The 18,916-nt window shown below is 71.8% G+C and carries 13 protein-coding genes; 3 read left to right on the top strand and 10 right to left on the bottom strand.

All coding sequences use genetic code 11. The annotated features are described in order from the left end of the window. Positions 1 to 33: 33 nt before the first annotated feature. The 4 genes from ACRAKI_RS17170 to ACRAKI_RS17155 all read right to left on the bottom strand — a co-directional run bounded on the left by ACRAKI_RS17170 (position 34) and on the right by ACRAKI_RS17155 (position 8,853). Positions 34 to 1,176, bottom strand: coding sequence for a S1 family peptidase (locus ACRAKI_RS17170; protein WP_447008102.1), 1,143 nt, complete (start codon positions 1,174 to 1,176; stop codon positions 34 to 36). Positions 1,177 to 1,304: 128 nt separating this feature from the next. Further along, positions 1,305 to 4,100: a hypothetical protein gene (locus ACRAKI_RS17165; RefSeq protein ID WP_447008101.1), complete on the bottom strand. Its 2,796-nt coding sequence runs from the start codon at positions 4,098 to 4,100 to the stop codon at positions 1,305 to 1,307. A gap of 174 nt (positions 4,101 to 4,274) precedes the next feature. After that, positions 4,275 to 5,597, bottom strand: a complete 1,323-nt coding sequence (locus ACRAKI_RS17160) for a M20/M25/M40 family metallo-hydrolase (protein WP_447008438.1) — start codon at positions 5,595 to 5,597, stop codon at positions 4,275 to 4,277. A 91-nt stretch (positions 5,598 to 5,688) separates the two neighbouring features. Further along, on the bottom strand, positions 5,689 to 8,853 hold the full coding sequence (locus ACRAKI_RS17155; RefSeq protein WP_447008100.1) for an AfsR/SARP family transcriptional regulator: 3,165 nt from the start codon (positions 8,851 to 8,853) through the stop codon (positions 5,689 to 5,691). 331 nt (positions 8,854 to 9,184) lie between these two features. Here ACRAKI_RS17155 and ACRAKI_RS17150 point away from each other — a divergent pair, with 331 nt between their 5' ends. Both ACRAKI_RS17150 and ACRAKI_RS17145 read left to right on the top strand, forming a co-directional pair. Further along, the gene (locus tag ACRAKI_RS17150) at positions 9,185 to 9,601 is read left to right on the top strand and encodes a hypothetical protein (protein ID WP_447008099.1); all 417 of its coding nucleotides are present in this window, start codon (positions 9,185 to 9,187) and stop codon (positions 9,599 to 9,601) included. Between the two features lie 161 nt (positions 9,602 to 9,762). After that, positions 9,763 to 10,485 carry a hypothetical protein gene (locus ACRAKI_RS17145; protein ID WP_447008098.1) on the top strand — a complete coding sequence of 241 codons (723 nt, stop codon included), beginning with the start codon at positions 9,763 to 9,765 and terminating at the stop codon, positions 10,483 to 10,485. Positions 10,486 to 10,540: 55 nt separating this feature from the next. Here ACRAKI_RS17145 and ACRAKI_RS17140 read toward each other — a convergent pair whose 3' ends face one another. The 3 genes from ACRAKI_RS17140 to ACRAKI_RS17130 form a co-directional block, all read right to left on the bottom strand. Next, positions 10,541 to 11,473, bottom strand: a complete 933-nt coding sequence (locus ACRAKI_RS17140; protein WP_447008097.1) for a universal stress protein — start codon at positions 11,471 to 11,473, stop codon at positions 10,541 to 10,543. A gap of 185 nt (positions 11,474 to 11,658) precedes the next feature. Further along, positions 11,659 to 12,966 (bottom strand): glycosyltransferase, encoded by a 1,308-nt coding sequence (locus ACRAKI_RS17135; RefSeq protein ID WP_447008096.1) that lies wholly within the window; start codon positions 12,964 to 12,966, stop codon positions 11,659 to 11,661. Further along, positions 12,963 to 15,197 (bottom strand): glycoside hydrolase domain-containing protein, encoded by a 2,235-nt coding sequence (locus ACRAKI_RS17130; protein ID WP_447008095.1) that lies wholly within the window; start codon positions 15,195 to 15,197, stop codon positions 12,963 to 12,965. Before ACRAKI_RS17130 ends, ACRAKI_RS17135 begins: the two co-directional genes overlap by 4 nt. A gap of 880 nt (positions 15,198 to 16,077) precedes the next feature. Between ACRAKI_RS17130 and ACRAKI_RS17125 the strand changes: the two genes are divergently transcribed. Then, positions 16,078 to 16,593: a DoxX family membrane protein gene (locus ACRAKI_RS17125; RefSeq protein ID WP_447008094.1), complete on the top strand. Its 516-nt coding sequence runs from the start codon at positions 16,078 to 16,080 to the stop codon at positions 16,591 to 16,593. On the opposite strand, the gene ACRAKI_RS17120 is transcribed toward ACRAKI_RS17125, so the two are convergent. The 3 genes from ACRAKI_RS17120 to ACRAKI_RS17110 all read right to left on the bottom strand — a co-directional run bounded on the left by ACRAKI_RS17120 (position 16,489) and on the right by ACRAKI_RS17110 (position 18,864). After that, positions 16,489 to 17,325 (bottom strand): AfsR/SARP family transcriptional regulator, encoded by an 837-nt coding sequence (locus ACRAKI_RS17120; protein WP_447008093.1) that lies wholly within the window; start codon positions 17,323 to 17,325, stop codon positions 16,489 to 16,491. The two genes, ACRAKI_RS17125 and ACRAKI_RS17120, sit on opposite strands and share 105 nt — an antisense overlap. A 131-nt stretch (positions 17,326 to 17,456) precedes the next feature. Continuing rightward, a complete protein-coding gene (locus ACRAKI_RS17115; RefSeq protein ID WP_447008092.1) occupies positions 17,457 to 18,287 on the bottom strand; it encodes a sulfurtransferase in 831 nt (276 codons plus the stop codon). Between the two features lie 43 nt (positions 18,288 to 18,330). After that, the gene (locus ACRAKI_RS17110; RefSeq protein ID WP_447008091.1) at positions 18,331 to 18,864 is read right to left on the bottom strand and encodes an HPP family protein; all 534 of its coding nucleotides are present in this window, start codon (positions 18,862 to 18,864) and stop codon (positions 18,331 to 18,333) included. Between the last annotated feature and the right edge of the window lie 52 nt (positions 18,865 to 18,916).

Below are 18,916 nucleotides of genomic sequence, written 5' to 3'. Positions count from 1 at the left end.
GTCGAGCGGTTGGACGGTCAGGCGGTCACGAGGTCAGGCGGTGAGCAGCGTCAGGCCGTAGGTGGACAGGATCTCGTTGATCGGCTGGAACCAGGTCCGGCCGCCGGACGAGCAGTTGCCGTACCCACCTGACGTGACGCCCTGGGCCTGGTCGCCGGTGATGAACGAGCCACCCGAGTCGCCGCCCTCGGCGCACACGCTGGTGCCCGCCATCTGGTGCACGTCGCCCTGCGCGTAGTGGATCGTCTCGTTGCGGGACTGGATCACGCCGCAGTGCCAGCGCGTGGTCGAGCCGGAGCGGCAGACCGACGTGCCGATCGGGGCTTCCCACGAGCCGCGCACGAGCCTGTCGGGCACCGTGCCCCAGCCGAGCACGACCGGCACGTTCCACCAGCCGCCGCCGGTGCGGACCCACGCGTAGTCGTTGCCGGGGAAGGAAGAGCCGGCGAACTGGCCCTGCCAGGACCGGTCCCAGCCGTAGACCTGCGCGCCGGTCCGGCCGCAGTGCCCGGCCGTGACGTACCCGCCGTGCACCGAGAAGCCGATGGAGCAGCGGACGTTGCCGGTGTAGTACGGGTCGCCGCCGACCGTTCCGGCCGCGAACGGCACGGGCGCGGTGACGCCCTCCGTGTTCACCTCGATCGGGCCGAACTCCCGTGCGGCGGCGAGGAACTCGGCGACCTCGGCGGTCTGCACGCCGGCCTGGACGTCGACCACGACCGCGCCGCTGCGCGGGTCCGGGTGCCAGCTGGTGACCGCCGACGGGACCTTGCCGGCCGCGGACAGCGCGTCCACGCGGTCCTTGAGCCGGTCCAGTTCGGCGGCGGTCCGGTCGACCAGGCGGGCTTCGGCGCCCGCGGCGCGGACCCGTGCGGCGGCTGCCGCGTCGGTCACGCCGACCACCAGCACGCCCTTGTCCTGGTCGAACCAGCTCCCGCCGAACGACGACCCGGCCGCGGAACGCGCGGACGGCGCCTTCTCGGTGGCCTTGGCCTCCTGGTCGATTCTGACCAGGGCCTGCTGTTCGGTGAGCCCGAACGCGGCCCGCATCGAGGACACGAGCCCCGGCGACAGCTGTGCCGACGGCGGTGCGGCCTGGGCGGCCGGTGCGACCACCAGCCCGCTCATCGCCAGCACGGCGGCCACACCCAGTTTCGTCCACGTTGTCATGCGCACGCAGTCCTCCTTGTCCACAGGGAGGCGCGAGGCCGCGCAGGAGTGGCCACGCGCCCTGGCAAGTCGTTGAGAGCGCTCTCACACTGGTACAGACCATGCCAACCCCACCGCCCGGCGTCAACCCCCGGTCAGCAGTCCGAACTGCCCCACGGCGGCGCTGCCGACTCGTCGACCGGCACGCTGATCTCGTACCGGCACGTCGGCACCTGGAGGAGGTCGTGGATGTCGGCGATGGTCAGGATCGCCAGCGGTCGGGTCAGGCCGGTGCGGGACTCGCCGAAGTCGATCGGGCCGGTGGCGCCGTCGAAGTCGTGCGGCTCGCGCAGTTCCTGGGCCACGGCGGCGCGGTGGACGGGCTGTTCCGGTCGGGTCGACGGCGCGGACGGGTCGGAATTGGGCACCCTGGCCCGGTTCTGGTTCTCCCGCACCACTTCCACGAACAGGCCGGCCGCGTCGTAGGCGAGCCCGATCCGCTCCCCCGGCCACGGCATGTGGTCGTCGGACTTGTCGAGCAGGCGGGCGAGGTCCTCCACCCGACCGGGTCCGGTGGTTCGCTCACGCACCCTGCGGTGCCCGGTGCAGAACGCGACGAGGGGACGTGTGCCGTCACGAGAGGCGTCCGGTGCGGCCGGCACACCCTTGTTCAGGCAGTCCGGACCCGCGAGGACGACGCGGGAGCCCATCGACACGTACGAGACAGCGATGCCCTTGAACTCGTTCTGGAGCCGCAGGCTGCTCTGCGCGACGAACCGCGACACGGTGTCGTCACCGATGACCATCGGGCGGTCGTCGTCGCACTGGCGGACGACCTCGCCCAGGAACCCGGCGAACTCCCCTTCACGGCCCGCGTAGAACGCGATGTTCCCCTTGCCGCAGACGATGGAGAGCTCGCCGACCTGGCGGTTCCACTTCCGCGTCTCGGGTTCGCCGCCCAGCGCCCTGACCAGTTCACCGACCAGGCTCTTGAGGTAGTTGTCGTCCAACGGCGGGTGGTAGGCGGTGACGGGTTTGCCTTCGACGCGGGAGTACTCGGCGATCAGCTCGGCCTGCACCTTGTTCCCCGGCACGAGTTGGAAGTACAGCGGGGACAGGGAGCCCAGCGACTCACCGGTCAGCGAGGTGGCCAGCACCGGCGTGCCGAGGTCGCCCAGCGCCCCGATGGCGCTTTCCGTGGCCGGCACCGTCAGTCCCATGCCGACGACGCCCAGGACCGTGGGGTCGGCGGCGAGCAGCGGTTCGAGGAAGTCGTCCACGACGGTGCGGGCAGCCCCCATCCGGTCGCCGCCGTTGGCGATGACCACCCGGAGCAGCGGCTCGGACGTGCTGGTCTTGTTCTGGGCCTCTTGGCGGATCAGCAGTCCTTCCAACTCCTCGGAGACCGAGTCGTCGGCTCCGGGATCGGACACCGGGTGGGTCAAGTCGGCGAAGTAGACCAGGCTCACCATGGTGCGGTCGAGGTTGTCCTCGTGCAGCCGCTCGGCTTCGGCGTTGAGCTCGAAGATCGCGAGTTGGACCGCGCGCAGCCGTTCGTCCTGGCCGAACACGTGCGTCGAGTGGTCGCTGTAGCCGATGCAGGTGCTGATGTCGTCGACCCACCGGACGGCGACACCCGCCCTCGGGTCGGGCAGGCAGTCGTTGTCCACCCGGACGTACCCCCAGCGACCGCCGGTCAGCAGCCCGGCGACGAGCACCGCGCCCAGGATCGCGGCGACGACCGGTTTCCGGGCGGGCAGCGGCGGTTTGCGCGGCTGGATGTCACCCAGGTCGGGCCAGGCCGAGTCGTCGTCCTGGCTGAGCGCGGCATCGGCGCCGACCTGCGCGGGCAGCCGGGCGAAGACGAACCTCGCGTCCGGCCGCAGCGACTGCCGGTGTCCGGGCAGCCCGTCCCACCACGCGTCCAACTCCCCCTTGATCCGGCTGACCGGCACCAGGGGCCGGCCGGACTGGAGGTCCTCCGGCTTCTCCGGCGCGGTGGCGATCACCAGCAGCGGGTCGTGCTCGGTCGACTCGTTGCGGACGTCGTTGACGAGCCGCAGGAGTTCCCAGCCGCCGTTCTCCTCGGTGACGCCGTCCAGGAGCACGACCGTGTACGCCGTGCGCTGCCACCGGCGCAGGCGCAGGCCGCGCGGCCGGTACGCCAACCGGAGGTCTTGCAGGAACGCGTGCACCAGCAGCTTCTTCAGGTGCTCCGGGTTCTCCGCGCCGCGCCTCCCCGCGGTGAGGCGTTCGGCGAACCCGGTGAAGGCGGTGGAGTGCCTGGGGACCATGAACGGCTGGCGCATCAGCCACCGGGGTTCGCGGCCGATCAACGGCACGCCGTGCACCCACAGCCAGAAGCGCAGCGGGCGGTTCCACACGGTGAAGGCCAGCACCAGGACCCGCGTCCACAGGGACTGGGCGGCCTGCTCCACCGCCGTGCGCTGTTCCGCTTCGGCAGGGCTGTCCGCCGCCGCGTGCCAGCGGCGGAGAAGGTCGGTGACGGCGCGGTCGTCACGCCTGCTGCCGGGTCGCAGGTGCTGGCCGGTGAGCCAGTCGACCAGTCGGTAGTGCCGGAAGGACCTGAGCCTGTCCTGGCCGAACCGGTCGATGAGCAGGCGGCGGTGCAGCACGTCGAGCAGTGGCAGGAGGGGCACCTCGCGGTCGACCGTCGACCACCACTCCCTGGCGTTCGCCTCGGCTTGGTCGGCCCGCACGAGGACGGACAGCACCTTTCGCTTTCGCGGTGTCTCGGCCTGTTCGAGGCGGGCCGACAACGCGTCCAGCACGTCGTTGCGCCCGGAGTCGCGGATCAGGCAGAGCAGCGGGAGCGGGCGGTCGCCGCGCAGCCCGTCCCGGCCAGGGCGGGGTCGCCACTTGGGCCGGCTCACCAGGTCCCGGATCACGGACAGCAGTACGTGGACACCGCGAAAGAGAGGATCGTTCACCTTCGCCTCTTCCTGCCGGAATCGATCCGAGCAGTATCGAGGCGGAGGGTTCCCGGTACCCCCGCACAACGCCGATTGTGCATTCGATCGGACGAATGCGCGGCGGCAATTCCTACGATTAATGCGGCCGGTCGCACCGGGTGCCGCCCGCCGCGCGGACGGCACCCGGACGGGTCACGAGCTGCGCAGGAACCGGTCGAGCACCCGGACGCCGAACCGCAGCGCGTCCACCGGCACCCGCTCGTCCACGCCGTGGAACAAGGCGGAGAAGTCCAGGTCGGCGGGCAGCTTCAACGGGGCGAAGCCGAAGTTGCGGATGCCGAGCTGCTGGAACGACTTGGCGTCCGTGCCGCCGGACAGCATGTACGGCAGCACCCGCGCGCCGGGGTCCTCGGCCGTGATCGACGCCGTCATCGCGTCGACCAGGGCGCCGTCGAACGTGGTCTCCACCGGCGGCAGCCCCAGCCACTCGCGCTCCACGTCCGGGCCCAGCAACTCGGCCAGCTCGCGGTCGAACGCCTCCTCGCGGCCCGGCAGGATCCGGCAGTCCACGGTGGCCTCGGCGAGCGACGGGATGACGTTCGCCTTGTACCCGGCGGACAGCATGGTCGGGTTGGCCGTGTCGCGCAGGGTCGCCCCGATCATCCGGGACAGCGCGCCGAGCTTGCCGACGGCGCCCTCGATGTCGTCGTCGGGGAACTCCATCCCGGTGATCTCCGAGACGCCGTCCAGGAACTCGCGCACGGACGGCCGCATGACGATCGGGAACCGGTGCTGCCCCAGCTTGGTGACCGCCGCCGCCAGCTTGGCCACCGCGTTGTCGTTGTGGATCATCGAGCCGTGGCCGGCCGTGCCGCGGACCCGGAGCTTGAGCCAGCGGATGCCCTTCTCGGCGGTCTCCACCAGGTAGGCGCGGACGTCGTCCTTCAGCGTGATGGAGAAGCCGCCGACCTCGCTGATGGCCTCGGTGACGCCCTCGAACAGCTCGGGCCGGTTGTCCACCAGCCACTTGGCCCCGAACAGGCCGCCGGCCTCCTCGTCCGCCAGGAACGCGAAGACGATGTCCCGGGGCGGCACCACGCCGTCCCGCTTGAACCTCCGTGCGACGGCCAGGGACATCGCGACCATGTCCTTCATGTCGACCGCGCCGCGCCCCCACACGTACCCGTCCTGCACCGCGCCGGAGAACGGGTGCACGGACCACTCGGAGGCGTCGGCGGGCACCACGTCGAGGTGCCCGTGGACGAGCAGCGCGCCCCGTGACGGGTCGGCGCCGGCCAGCCGGGCGACCACGTTCCCGCGGCCCTTCGCGCCGGACTCGACGTAGGTCGTCTCGTAGCCGACCTCGCCCAGCTTCTCGGCCACCCACTCCGCGGCGGCGCGCTCACCGACGACCGTGGCCGGGTCCCCCGTGTTGGTCGTGTCGATCCGGATCAGCTCGCTGGCCAGCGACACGACCTCGTCCTGCGCGAGCCGCAGCCCGGCCCCGTCATCCAAGTTGCTCACCCGGCCTTCCTACCATCACCCACCCGACGCGGTGCCGACCGCGGTGCGCCGGCAGGTCCGCCCCATGCGGGTCGCGGGTCGCTCACCCGACTCGCCCCAGCAGCAGGAGGGCGTTCGCCTGGCCCTGGCGGTGTCGGGTTTCCCGGTGGATGGCGAGGGCGCGCTCGGCGTGGGTGGTCCCGCGATCGGGGATGCCTTTTCGGAGATGGACATCGGCCAACGCCAGGTGGGACTGGGCCTCGATGTGGCGGTGGCCTGTGCGGCGGGCGATGGCGAGGGCGTCGGTGGCCGCGGTGGTGGCGCCGGTCAGGTCGCCGAGGTGGGTGCGGGTGGCGGCCAGGCCGAGGAGGGCGGTGCCTCGGCCGCGGTGGTAGCGCGAGGAGTCGGCACCGGTCAGCGCCTGCCCCAGCCAGGACTCGGCTTCATCGATGCGGTGCCGGCGGAGGTAAGCCGCGGCGAGGTGGTTCTGCGCGTCCACGACCACGAAGTGGTGTCCGTTGCTGACGCGCACGGCCTCGTTGTGGACATCGATGGCTTCGTCGGACCGGCCGAGGAGGCCGAGCAGGTCGCCGCGGATCGTCTTCAGCCAGGAGATCTCGTGGTCGATCGGGGCTCGCCTGCTGTGCTCGGCCGCGGTGTCGAGCAGGTCCGCCACCCGTTCGAGATCGCCGAGGTGGAGGTGGACCTCGGCGAGGCCGAGCAGGGCTGCGACGTGGTACCGGTCGTCGCGGGACGCCACCTGGGTGTGGTGGCGGACGGCGGCGGCAGGACGGCCGAGCCGGAACTCGGTGCGCCCGAGGTTGGTGCGCAGCGGGCTCATGACGGTCGCGCACGCCGGGTCGTCGGCCACTTCGACGCCGCGGCGCAGGTGGCCGAGCGCGGTGTCGAGGGTGCCGGTGTACAGGTGGAGCAAGCCGAGGTTGGCCAGCGCGATGCCCTGGCCGAGCCGCCACCCGCACGTGGTGGACTCTGCGAGAGTGGTTTCGAGGTGGTCGGCGGCGGCCGCGTAGTCGCCCTGCATGAAGGCGAGCACCCCTTCCGTGTTGGCCATGGCGGCCTTCGCCGTCGGGTGGCCGTCGGCGTGCGCGGCGCGGCGTCCGGCCTTCGCGACGACCGACCACTGGGCGATGTTGCCCCGGTGGAAGTAGCCCTTCATCGCGTCGGCCGTCTGCCAGGCGAGCTGGTGGCGGCCGGTGGCCGCGGCGACGTCGACGACGGCGGCCAGGTTGCGCGCCTCGGCGGTGAACCAGTCGAGCGCGTCCTGCGGACGGGCGAAGGAGATCTCCGGCAGGCACGCCCGGTCGACGCCGCCGGCCAGCCGCTGCCGGGCCGGGTCGAGGGCGTCCGACGCGCGGTCGGCCGCCGCCGAGTACCAGGTGAGCAGGCGGTCGACGGGGCTGGGACCGTCCTCGGTGGCGGCCGCGGCGGCGTAGACGCGGAGCAGCTCGTGCAGGGCGTAACGGCCCGGGGCCGGCTGCTCGACCAGGTTGGCCGCCACCAGGGCGCGCAGTTCGCGCGGCGCGTCGGCGAGGCCGGTGTCCGCCAGCGCGGCGACGGCCGGCGCAGTGGTGTCGGGCCCCGGGAGCAGCCCGAGCAGCCGGAACGCGCGTCGGGTCGACGGGGGCAGTTTGGCGTAGGACAGGTCGATGGCCGCGGCGACCGCGGAGCGCGGGTCGTTCAGCGGCTCAAGGGCGGCGAGGCGGTCCCCGGCGCGCAGCTCGGCGACGTAGTCGGCGACCGACAGCACCGGCTGCCCGGCCAGGTGCGCGGCGGCGATGCGCAGGGCGAGCGGCAGCCCGCCGCAGAGGGCAACCAGCTCGTCGGTGGCGGCCGGTTCGGCGTCGACCAGCCCTGCCGCGACGCTGTCGAGCACGGCCCGCCCGTGGTCGATGCCGAGCGATTCCAGCCGCAGCTGCCGCGCGCCCTCCCTGGCGACCAGCCCGTCGAGCCTGCCGCGGCTCGTGATCAGCACGGTGCAGTCGCGGCCACCGGGCAGCAGCGGGCGGACCTGGTCGGCGTCGGCGGCGTCGTCGAGCATGATCAGCACCCGGCGGCCGACCAGGGTCGAGCGGTAGACGGCCGCCGCGGGGTCCACCTCGGCCGGCCTGCACGTGGGGTCGACGCACAGCGCCTCGAGCATCTCCTCCAGCGCCTGCTGCGGGGTCAGCGGGGGTCGGGCGCCGTGGCCGCGCAGGTTCACGTACAGCTGTCCGTCGGGGAAGCGGTACCGGTTGCGATGCGCCCAATGCAGTGAGACGGCCGTCTTCCCTACGCCCGCCATGCCGGTCAGCACGTTCACGGCCGGGCAGCCCGCGTCGTCGGAGGGGGTGTCCAACGCGCGGAGCACGTCGTCGCGGCCGACGAGCGTGCGCGGCGCGGCGGGCAGCTGGGCGACCGGGGCGTGCGCCCGCGGAGACCCATCGCGCGCGTCCGGCTCGTCCTCGCCCCGGCGGTGGACGTCCGGCTCGGCGTCGTCGGAGTGCCGAACCTGCCCGGTCGACGGCTTCGGCGCGCCGCCCCCGTCGTCGAGGATCCTCGCCTGCAACCGCCGCAACTCCCGCCCGGGGGCGACGGCGAGCTCGGCGTCGAGCAGCCGGTGCACCTCCTGGTACGTCGAGAGCGCGTCCGCACGACGGCCGGAGCGGTGCAGCGCGGTCATCAGGTGTCCCCACAGCTCCTCGTGCAGCGGGTGGTCGGCGACCAGCCGCCGCAGCTCGGCCACCAGTCCGGAGTGCTCCCCCAGGTCGAGCCGGGCACGCAGGTGCTTCTCGACCACCGCGAGCCGCTGCTCCTCCAGCCTGGTCACCTCGACCGCGAGCGCCTGCCCCGCGTGGAGCCCTTCCAGGGGCCGCCCGCGCCACAGCTCCAGCGCGCGTCCGTAGTGCTCGGCTGCCTCGCGGCTCCCGTCCGCGGTGTCGCCCGCCGCGGTCAGCGCGGTGAAGGCGCCCAGGTCCGACTCGCCTGGCCCGACCCGCAGCAGGTACCGGCCTGGCCGGGTGGACAGCCTGCCGGGGTCGTCGCCGGCCTCGCTGAGCTGCCTGCGCAGCCCGGACACGAAGGTGCGCAGGTTCGACCCCGGTGTCGCGGGCGGCGTCTCCCAGACGGCGGCCGTCAGGTACTCCACCGTCGCGGGCTCGTTCGCCCGCAGCAGCAGCGCGGCCAGCACCGCGCGCTGCCGAGGCCCTCCAACGTCGACCGAAACCCCTGCCGCGCGGACGTCCAACGGCCCCAACACACGGAACTCCACACCTGAAGTATCCGGATTCCCGGTCCGCGCGGGGACCGAAGGCCGGATCTGGGCGCGATCCGGGCGGAATCCGGGCGGACGGCGCGGCACGCTCTCCCTGCCGGAGGAACGGGGGGAGATCACGGTGTGACGGGGGGTGGTTTGCTCCGGCTCCCGGCCAGGTGGAACCCGAGCCCGGGCACTCGGGTGCTGGCGGGCGCGAATCGCGCCGGCCTGAACTCTCCGGGGGCGGGGTCGCCTGGTCGGGCAGGCGTCGAAGGTGTGCGAGGTCTCGATCCGCGGCGCGAATGCGCGTGCGGTGTTCGGTGAACCACTTGAGGAGTGATTTCTGTTGAAGCGCATTGTTTCTGTCGGCGTGGCCACGGCCGGCCTGCTGGCCTTGGTGGCCCCTGCGGCACATGCTGACACGCCGACCGCGAACTACGAGCTCGGACGGCAGTACGGGAACGTGCACCGGGCGACCCTCACCGAGAACGCCGATGGCTCGGGCAACTGGATCCGGACCTACGGCAGTTCGCCGTGTTCGTCGACGACAACGGACCGCGACAACGCGTTCGGCACCGTGCCGCCCGGCTGGAACGACGCCATCTCGCGGGTCTACGACTACAACTCGTGCGACACGAAGCTGTACTTGAACGGCGGCGCGAACACCGGCGACACGCAGACCGGGTGGATCAACGGCGGGTCGGGCGGCGTGTACGTCGGTTCGAACTGGAACGACAGGGCGTCGTCCTTCGCACTCAGTTGAGCACGCGGTTGAGCACGGGGTTGATTGCGGTCGCAGCCGTTGCGGCCGCAATCTCCCTCTCCGCCGGCTGCGCGGCGCAGGGGACGGGTGAGCCCGACCTCCCCCACGCCGTAACCGCGATCGAGAACGGTGCACAGCTGAGCCTGCCCATCGCGCGGTACGTGCCGTCCGCCGAAAAGGACGAGGTGGTCGGACGGGCCGCACTCGTCCTCACCGATGCCTGCGCCCGGCGCTTCGGGGTGCGCTACACCGTCCGCGCGGTGGAGCAGCCGGGCATCCTCGACGGCGCGGACCGCCGCTACGGCGTGGTCGACGTGGACGAAGCAGCCCGATCGGGCTATGCGCGTCCCCGGGGGGACGTCGACGGTGTCGAGCAGTGGCGTCCTTCCGAACGCGAGTACGAGGTGGTCACGGGGCGGACCTTCGCCGGCGGGCCCACCGCCGTGCGGGCGGCCGACGGCGCACCGGTCCCGGCGGGTGGTTGCGCGGAAGACGCCTGGCGGCGGCTGCGCGGCGATGACGACGAACTCGTGTCACTGGTCGACGGGGTGCTCAGGGAGGCTTGGACGCACAGCCGGGCCGACAGCCGCGCTCGCGCCGCCGAGACGTCCTGGGTCGAGTGCATGAAGGCGGCGGGCCACGACTTCGACCACCGCTGGGACGCGGCGGAGTCGGTCGGAACCGCGACACCCGAGGAACAACGTGCGATGGCGCAGCTCGACGCCACCTGTGCTCGGCGCGTCAACTACGTGGGCATCTGGCACGCCGTCGACTCCGCCTACCAACTACGGGCGATCGCACGGCTCGGGGATCGCCTGCCCAAGGCGCTGGAGAGCCGTCGGCGCGTCATCGCACGCGCGGCAGAGGTCGTGCGAACGGGGTAGGTCCGCCGGAGTCCTCGCCCGCTCCGGGTGGTGCGGACCATCCGGTGCGGAGGCGTCAGCGGGGCTCGCGGTCACCGCGCACGAGGGCGAGCGGGCAGTGGGCCTGGTGGAGCATGGCGTGGCTGACCGAGCCGAGCAGCGCGCGGTGCACCGCTCCGTGCCCGTGGCTGCCCACGACCAGCAGCGCCGCGCCTTCCGCTGCTTCCAGCAGGGCTTGGGCGGGCCGTGCGAACGACACCGTCCGCTCTGTCCGCACCTCGGGGTGACGGGCGAGAGGTCCGGCGAGGGACTCGGCGATCAGGGCGTCCGCCGAGGTGCGGAGCTGTTCGGCGTCGAGACCCAGGCCGAGGCCCTGGCCCCACGCCCCTCCGGGGGTGAGCACGTCGACCGGGAGGCCGGTGGTGGCGTGCACGGCGACCACGGGGCGGTCGTGGCGGGCGGCGAAGTCGACCGCGAAGTCGACCGCACGGTCGCTCGGGTCCGACCCGTCCACGCCGACCACGACGTGACCGTCCTCGGCTCCGGCGTCCGGCACCACCACGAGCGGTCCGGTGAAGTGGTGCGCCAGGTCCGCCGTGATGGAGCCGGCGAACAGCCTGGCCATGCCGGTCGCGCCGGAGGAGCCGACGACCAGCAGCGCCGCGTCCCGGGCGACCTCGCCCAGCACCGCGGCCGGGTGCCCGTCGAGCGCGCGGGTGGACACCTCCAGACCGGGTGCGATCCGGCCGCACTCGTCGGCGAGTTCCGCCAGGTGCTCGTTCGTGTAGGCGCGCACCGCCGCCTCGTCCACCAGTTGCGGCAACGGCATGGACACGGGCGTCACCAGCACTTCGGGGAACGGACCGCGGATGGCGTTCACGACGGCCAGTCGCAACCCCCGGCTCGCCGCCTCGCGGGCGGCCCAGTGCGCGGCCTGCCGCGACCGCTCCGAGCCGTCGAACCCGACCACCACCGCGCCGCGCCCCAGCTCGCTGTCCGGGCTGGACATGGTCCACCTCCCGTGTTCGTCGAGAACAGGTGCAAAGCGACCGCGCGGTCGAGGGTTGCCCTCTCCGGACAAGTGCCAACCCTCGGGGCAGAGGGAACAGCGATCTCGGAGGATGCCCGTGAAGGAACATGAACGGGTTTCGGCTGTTCGCGGCAGCACCGGGACCGGCAGCTCGCCCCCGGCAGTCACCCGGAAGAGCCCTGGTGCTGTGCGGCCGGAGCGCGGTCCCGGGTGGGCAGGACGGGCGCGGCGAAGAGGTCGTCGAACACCCGTGCCCGGTCGAACGACATGGCGTGCCCGCGGGCCCGGACCTCCCTCGACCGCCGCTCCTCGGGTGACATCTCCAGCACCGCCCGGTCAATGGCGGCGGCGAGGCCCGTGACGTCCCCGGCCTCCACGATGATCGCCGTGCCGCCGACCGCCTCACCCGTGCCTCCGGTGATGGTCGTGATGACCGGTCCGCCGCCGGCGAGCATCTTCTCGGTCAACGCGATGCCGAACGTCTCCACGAAGTCCGGTTCCGGCCTGGTCGGCAGGGTGTAGGCCGCACAGCCGCGCATGAGCAGCGGCTTCTCCTCGTCGTCCACATCGGTCAGGAACACGATCCGGTCGTCGTCCCGGGCGAGCCGCCGGACGTCGTCCAGCGCCGGGCCGTTCCCGGCGACCACGAGCTTCACCCGCGACCGCGCCCTGGACTGCCCGAATGCCGCCACCAGGTCGTAGACGCCCTTCGCCCGCGCCACCCGGGACAGGAACAGCACGTAGCCGTCGCGTTCCAGGCCTCGGCGGTCGAGCGCGGCGTCCACCAGCGCCAGGTCGAGACCGAGGTACGCGGAGGTGTCGATCGGCGGGTAGCTGACCGACACCCGGCGGCGGCACTCGTCGGCGAGCCGGGTGCCGCAGTGCCGGTCGACGTCCTCGGCGGAGGCGACGATCTCCTGCCGGGTGTACTCCGACACCGCGAGCACCCGGTCGTTCGCCAGGAACGTGGTCAGCAGCGCGACAGCGGCCCCGAACCGGCCCTCGCGCAGGCAGGAGCGGATCACGTTGGTGACGTCCGAGCCCACCGCCTTCGCCATGGTGTGCACGTCGGGCCGGTAGCCGGCCGCACGCGCCGCGGCGACGGCCTCCCCCACCACCGCCGTGTGCGGCGCGAGGTACATCGACAGGCACGTCGTCGGGACTTGTTCGGCCAGCAACTCGACCAGGCGGCCCGTGAGCCCGGCCATGTACCGGCCGTCTGGCACCCGGTAGTCGCCCACCGGTTCCGGCCGTTCCACCGTGATCCCCGCGCTGTACGGCGTGATCCGGTCGAGCGGCTTCAACGGCAGGCCCGCCGCCTGGAGCGCCGGGAGCGGCCACGTCAGCAGCCGCACGTCGTCGAAGCCGCGGGTGAGCGCGACCTCGGCGAGGTTGCGGGCCTCACCGGAATGGCCGCAGATGACCGGGTCGGCCCGGACCACGATGACGAGACGACGACTCGGCCTGCTCATGTGCTGGTTCCCGTCGCGGTGGGGTCGGACAGTGACGGCGGCCGGGAGTCGCGGCCCCAGGCCGAGGGCTCCGGTCCGAGTTCCAGGTGCAGCCGCCCGCCCGCGTGGACGTCGGACGCGCGCAGGTGCGCCACGTCCAGCGGCTTCCCGTTGAGCCGGGCGGACTGCACGTACTGCGGCGGCGGCACCCGCTCCAGCCCGTCGGAGCTGATGGGCGTCTCCCGGTGGCCGCTGGTCTCGATGACGAAATCCCGGCCGCCGGTGTGGATGGTGGCGCGCGCGAACGCGGGTGCGTTGACCAGGAACAGGTTCTGGCCGGCGATCGGGAACAGGCCGAGCGACGCCCACACGTACCAGGAGCTGAGCCCGCCGGAGTCGTCGTTGCCCGGCAGCCCGCCCGCGCCCGTGCCGAACTGCCACGTCAGCGCCGCGTGCACGATCTCCGCTGTGCGGTCCGGCCTGCCCGCGTAGTGGTAGGACCACGGCGCTTCCATGTCCGGCTCGTTGTTGAGCCCTTCGAACCGGTTCAGCGCGTAGCCGATCGCCATCTCGGTCGGGTCCGGCCGCACGCCCGGCTGCGTCACGGGCGGCGCGCCGTAGCCGAAGAAGGCGTCCAGCATGGCGACGAACGCGTCGTCACCGCCGGCCAGCGCGATCCGCCCGGCCATGTCGTGCAGCAGCCGGAACGAGTAGTTCCACTTGCCGCCCTCGTAGAACGACGAGTCCAGCAGCAGGCCGGTCGCCGGGTCGAACGCGTTGGACCACAGGTTGCCGCGGGCGGCGAGGTCGTCGGCGAGCGGGCCGTCGTTCAGGGCTCGGGCGACGCCGGCGGTGCAGTGGTAGGCGTAGGCGAGGTCGAGGGTGTGCGAGATCGGGTGCACCACGCCGTGCTCGTAGAAGTCCTCGCCGTACATCCGGCGCAGGTCGGCGTCCATGTGCGCCAGCGCCCAGTTCCAGTCCAGGTCACCGAGTCCGAGGGCGTGCGCGTCCGCCAGCGCGGTGTGCACCAGTGCGCTGGCCTGCCGGAAGAACCGGTCCGCGCCGCGCGCCATCCGGTAGCCGATCGGGAAGTTGCCCTCCTCCTCGCACACCCGGATCAGTGATTCCAGCAGGTCGACCGCCCGGTCCGGGCAGATCGCGGCGAGCAGCGGCAGTTGGGTCTTGTAGATGTCCCACATCGTGCAGACGTCGAAGGCGAACGGACCGGACGTCGGCCAGAACGGGCTCTCGTCGTCCGCGAAGCACGGCTTGATCAGGGAGTGGTACAGGGCGGTGGAGAACACCTTCCGGCGGGCGGGCGAACCACCCTCGACCTCGATCCGGCCGATGTGGTCGCGCCAGCGGTCCTTCGTGCGCGCCAGCGTGGTGTCGAACGCCGGCGTGCCCTCGCCGCACTCGCGGTGCAGGTTCACCCTGGCCTGCTCGCAGCCGCGCAGCGAGAAGCCGATCCGCACCTCGACGCTCTGCCCGGCGGCGGCCGGTCCGAGGAAGAGCAGCCCGAACGGGCGCAGGGTGGTCTGCCTGATGCGGTCGAAGTCCAGCCGGGTGCCGCCCTCGATCAGCCGGCGGTCGTGCCACAGCATCTGCCGCCAGCCCGGCACGTCCACCTCGACGTACACCGACAGCGGCACGCCTTCGACGACGACCGTGCCCTGCGCGCGGCCGTGGCCGGTGCTCTCCACGTGCGCCCGCAGCGGCACCGTGTTGCCGTGGTCGATGGCGAGCCCGCCGCACGACAGGTCGACCACGATCCTCGCGCCGCGGTGCTCCGGGAACGTGTACCGGTGCACCGCGACCTTGGCGCCGACCGTGATCTCGCAGCGCACGCCGGTGTCCAGCGTGGCCGCGTAGTACCCGGCTTCGGCCACCTCGTCGTGCAGCGGCCAGGCCTGGCCGAGGGTGTCCAGCGGCTGCACCATCGGCGTCACGCGCACGTAGTTGTAGTACTTGCGGATCGCGCCCGTGCCGGACTGCTGGAAATGGGTGAACCCGGAGGCCTGCGGCCGGTCGAACATCTCCTCCGGCAGGCCTTCGGTGTTCTTGGTGTACAAGCCGTAACCGGTCGGGTAGGCGCCCGAGTAGGCGCACGCGGAGACCATGCCGAGCGGGGACGTGGCACCCGGGTGGGTGTTCCCGATCTGCGCTTTCGGCCACCACCAAGTGGCCGCGAGACCCTGCGCCGGGGGCAGGGAGGTCGCGGCCGTTCCGATGAAGGGGTCGATGTCGTCCAAGATGGCGAGACTGTAGATCCAGGTGGGCCGCCCGGTGGTTTCCGTGACGTGAACTCCGGTGGTCCACTCACCGCGCATCCGCCCGTCGGGTGACGATCGCGGTGGCCCGCCACTGGCCTGCCGGACCCGGAATGCGTGTTGCGTGCGTTCCTTTCGAGGTCCGCCGGATTTCATCGAGCCATTCGTTCAAGTATGCGAACGGGCTCGACTGGGTTTCGTGACGGAACAAAGCGAATCCACGTACGTGAATTATCTTGCCTCATTCGAAATTGTTGCGTTATCTTCTCCAGGAGCGCTCCCGGACACCTTCGGCCAATTCGGCCACAAGTAGGACGGAGGACGCATGAGATCACTGATCGCTCTCACGACGGCCGCCGCCCTGGCGCCCGCGCCGGCGCAGGCCGCCGACCCGACCCTGGTGGTCGCCGGCAACGGCAGCGCCGCTGGGCGGTGGGGTTTCGTCGTGCGGACACCTCGACCCGCGCTTCCCTGCTCCGACCGGGAGCCACGAAGAGCAACCGTTCGGCGAGGTCGCGCCCCGCCGGGGTGATGAACACGGCGACCACCCGGCGGTCGTCCGGTGACTTGCCCGCGCCACGAGACCTCGGCGCTCGGCCCGTTCGACGTGGTCGGCGGTGTGGTCGGCCGCCACGACACCGCAACGCTCGGCCGATCATCCATTCATCCCCTGGGCGGGCCGTGACGGGGAGCGAGCCGCACGGGCGGCGAATACACGCGCCAGCGCGTGCGCGCCGACCTCGCGAAAAGATTCTTCTGCGACCGTCGACTCCGTCCGGAAATCTTCCGTGACGAATGGGCAACGAGTTGGCGACAGCCCATTCGCTAGCGTCGGCGCTCTCACCCGAGGAATGGGGGCGAAATGCGGACGAGTTTGCGGAGTATCGCCATCGTAATCATTGATCGCTACCAGCGCAATCAGGTCCCGGTGCAGCGTTCGGTGATCGGCGTGCTGTACGTGTGGTTCGGCGGGATGAAGGTCATCCCCGGTCTGAGCCCGGTGGACGACCTGGCCGGCCGGGCGATGTCGGCGATGACGATGGGGCTGGTCAAGCCCTCGGTGTCGATGCCGCTGCTGGCCGTGGCGGAAATCCTGATCGGAATCGGCCTGATCACCGGGAAACTGCCTCGGACCACCGTGGTCGTGGCCCTGGGCCACATGGCCGGTATTTTCCTGACCGTGTTCGTCCTGCCCGGCGAGATCTGGGCCGCCTGGGGCGTCCCGACGCTGAACGGCCAGTACGTGCTGAAGAACGCGGTACTGGTGTGCGCCTTAGTGAACGTTGCCTTGCGAGCATTCCGCAAGGCTCCGGAAAAGGCGGTCGTCCATGGAGAGGCAGGCCTGGTGGATCAGCTGGGTCAGCACGTCCGACGGTGAGATCCCCAGTTCGTCGTGCAGCAGCCGCCTGCACTCCTCGAACTGGCGGGCGGCCTCGCGGCGGTTGCCTTCGGCGAGGTGCACGTCGATGAGCGCGCGGTGCGCGCTCTCCCGGTACGGGTCGGCGTGCAGCGCCGCCAGGCCGACCTCTATCGCGAGGCCGCCCAGCCCTTTCGCCGACAGCATCCGGCAGAACGCCTCCAAGGCGTGCAGCCGCAGTTGCCGGAACCGCTCGCGCTCCTCCAGCAGCCACGCGTCCTCGGTGTGCTCCGGCAGCAGGTCGTGGAACAGCAACTGCCGCACGGCGACGCCGAGGTGGTCCTCGTCCACCGGCGCCACGTCACCGTCGAGGACGCGCAACGCGAGGTCGTCGGCCGCGTGCAGGTCCACCGTGACGTCGTCGGCCAGCCTGAGCTGGTCCCGGGTGGACACCACGCTGGTGTCGGTGCCCGACGGCATCCGCCACAGCACGGACCGCAGGTTGGCCGCCGCACGGGTAACCGACGCGTCGGGCCACAGCACGGCGGCCACCCTGGCGCGAACGACCGGCGCGCCGCGCAACGCCAGCAGCGCGACCAGCCGTTCCGCGCTCGCGCCGAGCTGCACGCGCCGGCCGTCGTGGTGGAACTCGAAGCCGCCGAGGAGCCGCACCCTGGTGCGACCGCGGTCCTGCGGCGACCCGGCGGCCACCCGGTAGCGCGACCACACGGGTTCGGTGATCGTTTCGGACATGGTCAAGCGCTCCTCAGACCCGCAACGCGAGAAGTACGGACGGCGGACGGCAGGCGCCCGAGGACTCGCGGAGGAGTCCCCGAACGCCTGCCGACGGGCAGGGGATCAGAGCAGGGGGTCGGTGCGGGGAATCAGGCGGACGTGCGCTCGATGGGCACGCCGGTGAGCATCCCGTACTCGTTCCAGCTGCCGTCGTAGTTGCGCACGCCGTCGACGGCCAGCAGCTCGCTGAGCGCGAACCACGAGTGCGAGGAACGCCAACCCATGCGGCAGTACAGGGTGACGCCGTCGTCCAGCGGCACACCGTGCGCGCGGTACACCTCGGCGATCTGTTCGGGCGACTTGAACGTCTCGTCCTCGTTGACCGTCTCGGTCCACGGGATGTTCACCGCGTTCGGGATGTGGCCCCGGCGCTGCGGGTGCTCCTGCGACATGCCGCGCGCGGCCAGCAGCTCCCCGGTGTACTCCTCGGGCGAGCGGACGTCGACCAGCGCGGTCGAACCGTCGAGCACGTCGTCGCGGTACGCCCGGGTGGCCAGGTCGAGGTCCTTCGCCCGGTACGCGGTGCGCGCGCGGGTGACCGACTCCTTGCTCAGGGGGTGCCCGCCGACGATCCACGCCCGACGTCCGCCGTCGAGCAGCCGCACGTCGGCGTGCCCGTACATGCGGAAGTACCAGTAGGCGACGGCCGCCCACCAGTTGCTCTGGGCGCTGTAGAACACGACCGTGTCGTCGTTGCCGATACCCAACGAGGACACCAGCTGTTCGAACCGGTCACGCGGCACCACGTCGCGCACGACCGGGTCGAGCAGGTCGCGCTCCCAGTCGATCTTCACGGCACCGGGCACGTGACCCGACTCGTAGTTGGCGGTGCCGTTGTCGATTTCCACCACCACGACCGAGGGATCCTGGAGGTGGGCGAGTAACCACGCGGAGTCGACGAGCGGTTGGTGCTTCGACATGTCCTCAGCTCTCTATGGTGTTCGTTGCGATGGCGGCACGCCGTCACCACCAGTAGGTGGGGTAGCGCAGCGCGGGGACCAACTTGCCTACGGCCCACCCGACGACGACCAGCAGCACGCTGCCGATCAGGAAGACGAGCACCGCGGTCAGCGGCGCGATCGTCTGGAGCACGACCACCGCGGCGGTAGCCGCGGCGGGCGCGTGCGCGGCTCGCAGCGCGAGCATGCCGCCGACCGCGAGTCCCGCGGCCACTGCCGCGACCCACAGGTGGTGGCCGAACGCGGTGACCATGAGCAGACCGATCACCACGGACACCAGGTGACCGAGCACGACGTTGCGGGGCTGCGCGGGCGGCGTCGCGTGCATCGCCACGAGCAGCATCGCGGTCGCCGCCAGGGGCGCGGTGAACAGCACCGAGTTCGTCACCGAGCCGATCGCGACCAGCAGCAGGAGCATGACCACGGTGATCGCCGTGGCCCTCATGATCACCGCGGGCTTCGGCCGAGCGGGCGCCTTGCTCCGCCACCGGCTGGCCGCCGTCTCGACGGGCGTGGTATCGGCGGCTGGCTTGGTCATCGAGTATGCCTCTCGTGAAATGACGACCCGCACGACATGGTTGGCGGATCGC

The sequence above is a fragment of the Saccharothrix isguenensis genome, from assembly GCF_052936305.1.
The sequence above is the reverse complement of the archived record's forward strand: the minus strand, read 5'-3'. Positions and strand labels throughout refer to the sequence as shown.

What these genes read in the sequence shown, in the direction of transcription:
- ACRAKI_RS17135 (WP_447008096.1), bottom strand. Translation starts at nt 12,966, where the DNA reads ATGAGCAGGCCGAGTCGTCGTCTCGTCATCGTGGTCCGGGCCGACCCG.
- ACRAKI_RS17120 (WP_447008093.1), bottom strand. Translation starts at nt 17,325, where the DNA reads ATGTCCGAAACGATCACCGAACCCGTGTGGTCGCGCTACCGGGTGGCC.
- ACRAKI_RS17110 (WP_447008091.1), bottom strand. Translation starts at nt 18,864, where the DNA reads ATGACCAAGCCAGCCGCCGATACCACGCCCGTCGAGACGGCGGCCAGC.
- ACRAKI_RS17125 (WP_447008094.1), top strand. Translation starts at nt 16,078, where the DNA reads ATGCGGACGAGTTTGCGGAGTATCGCCATCGTAATCATTGATCGCTAC.
- ACRAKI_RS17140 (WP_447008097.1), bottom strand. Translation starts at nt 11,473, where the DNA reads ATGTCCAGCCCGGACAGCGAGCTGGGGCGCGGCGCGGTGGTGGTCGGG.
- ACRAKI_RS17115 (WP_447008092.1), bottom strand. Translation starts at nt 18,287, where the DNA reads ATGTCGAAGCACCAACCGCTCGTCGACTCCGCGTGGTTACTCGCCCAC.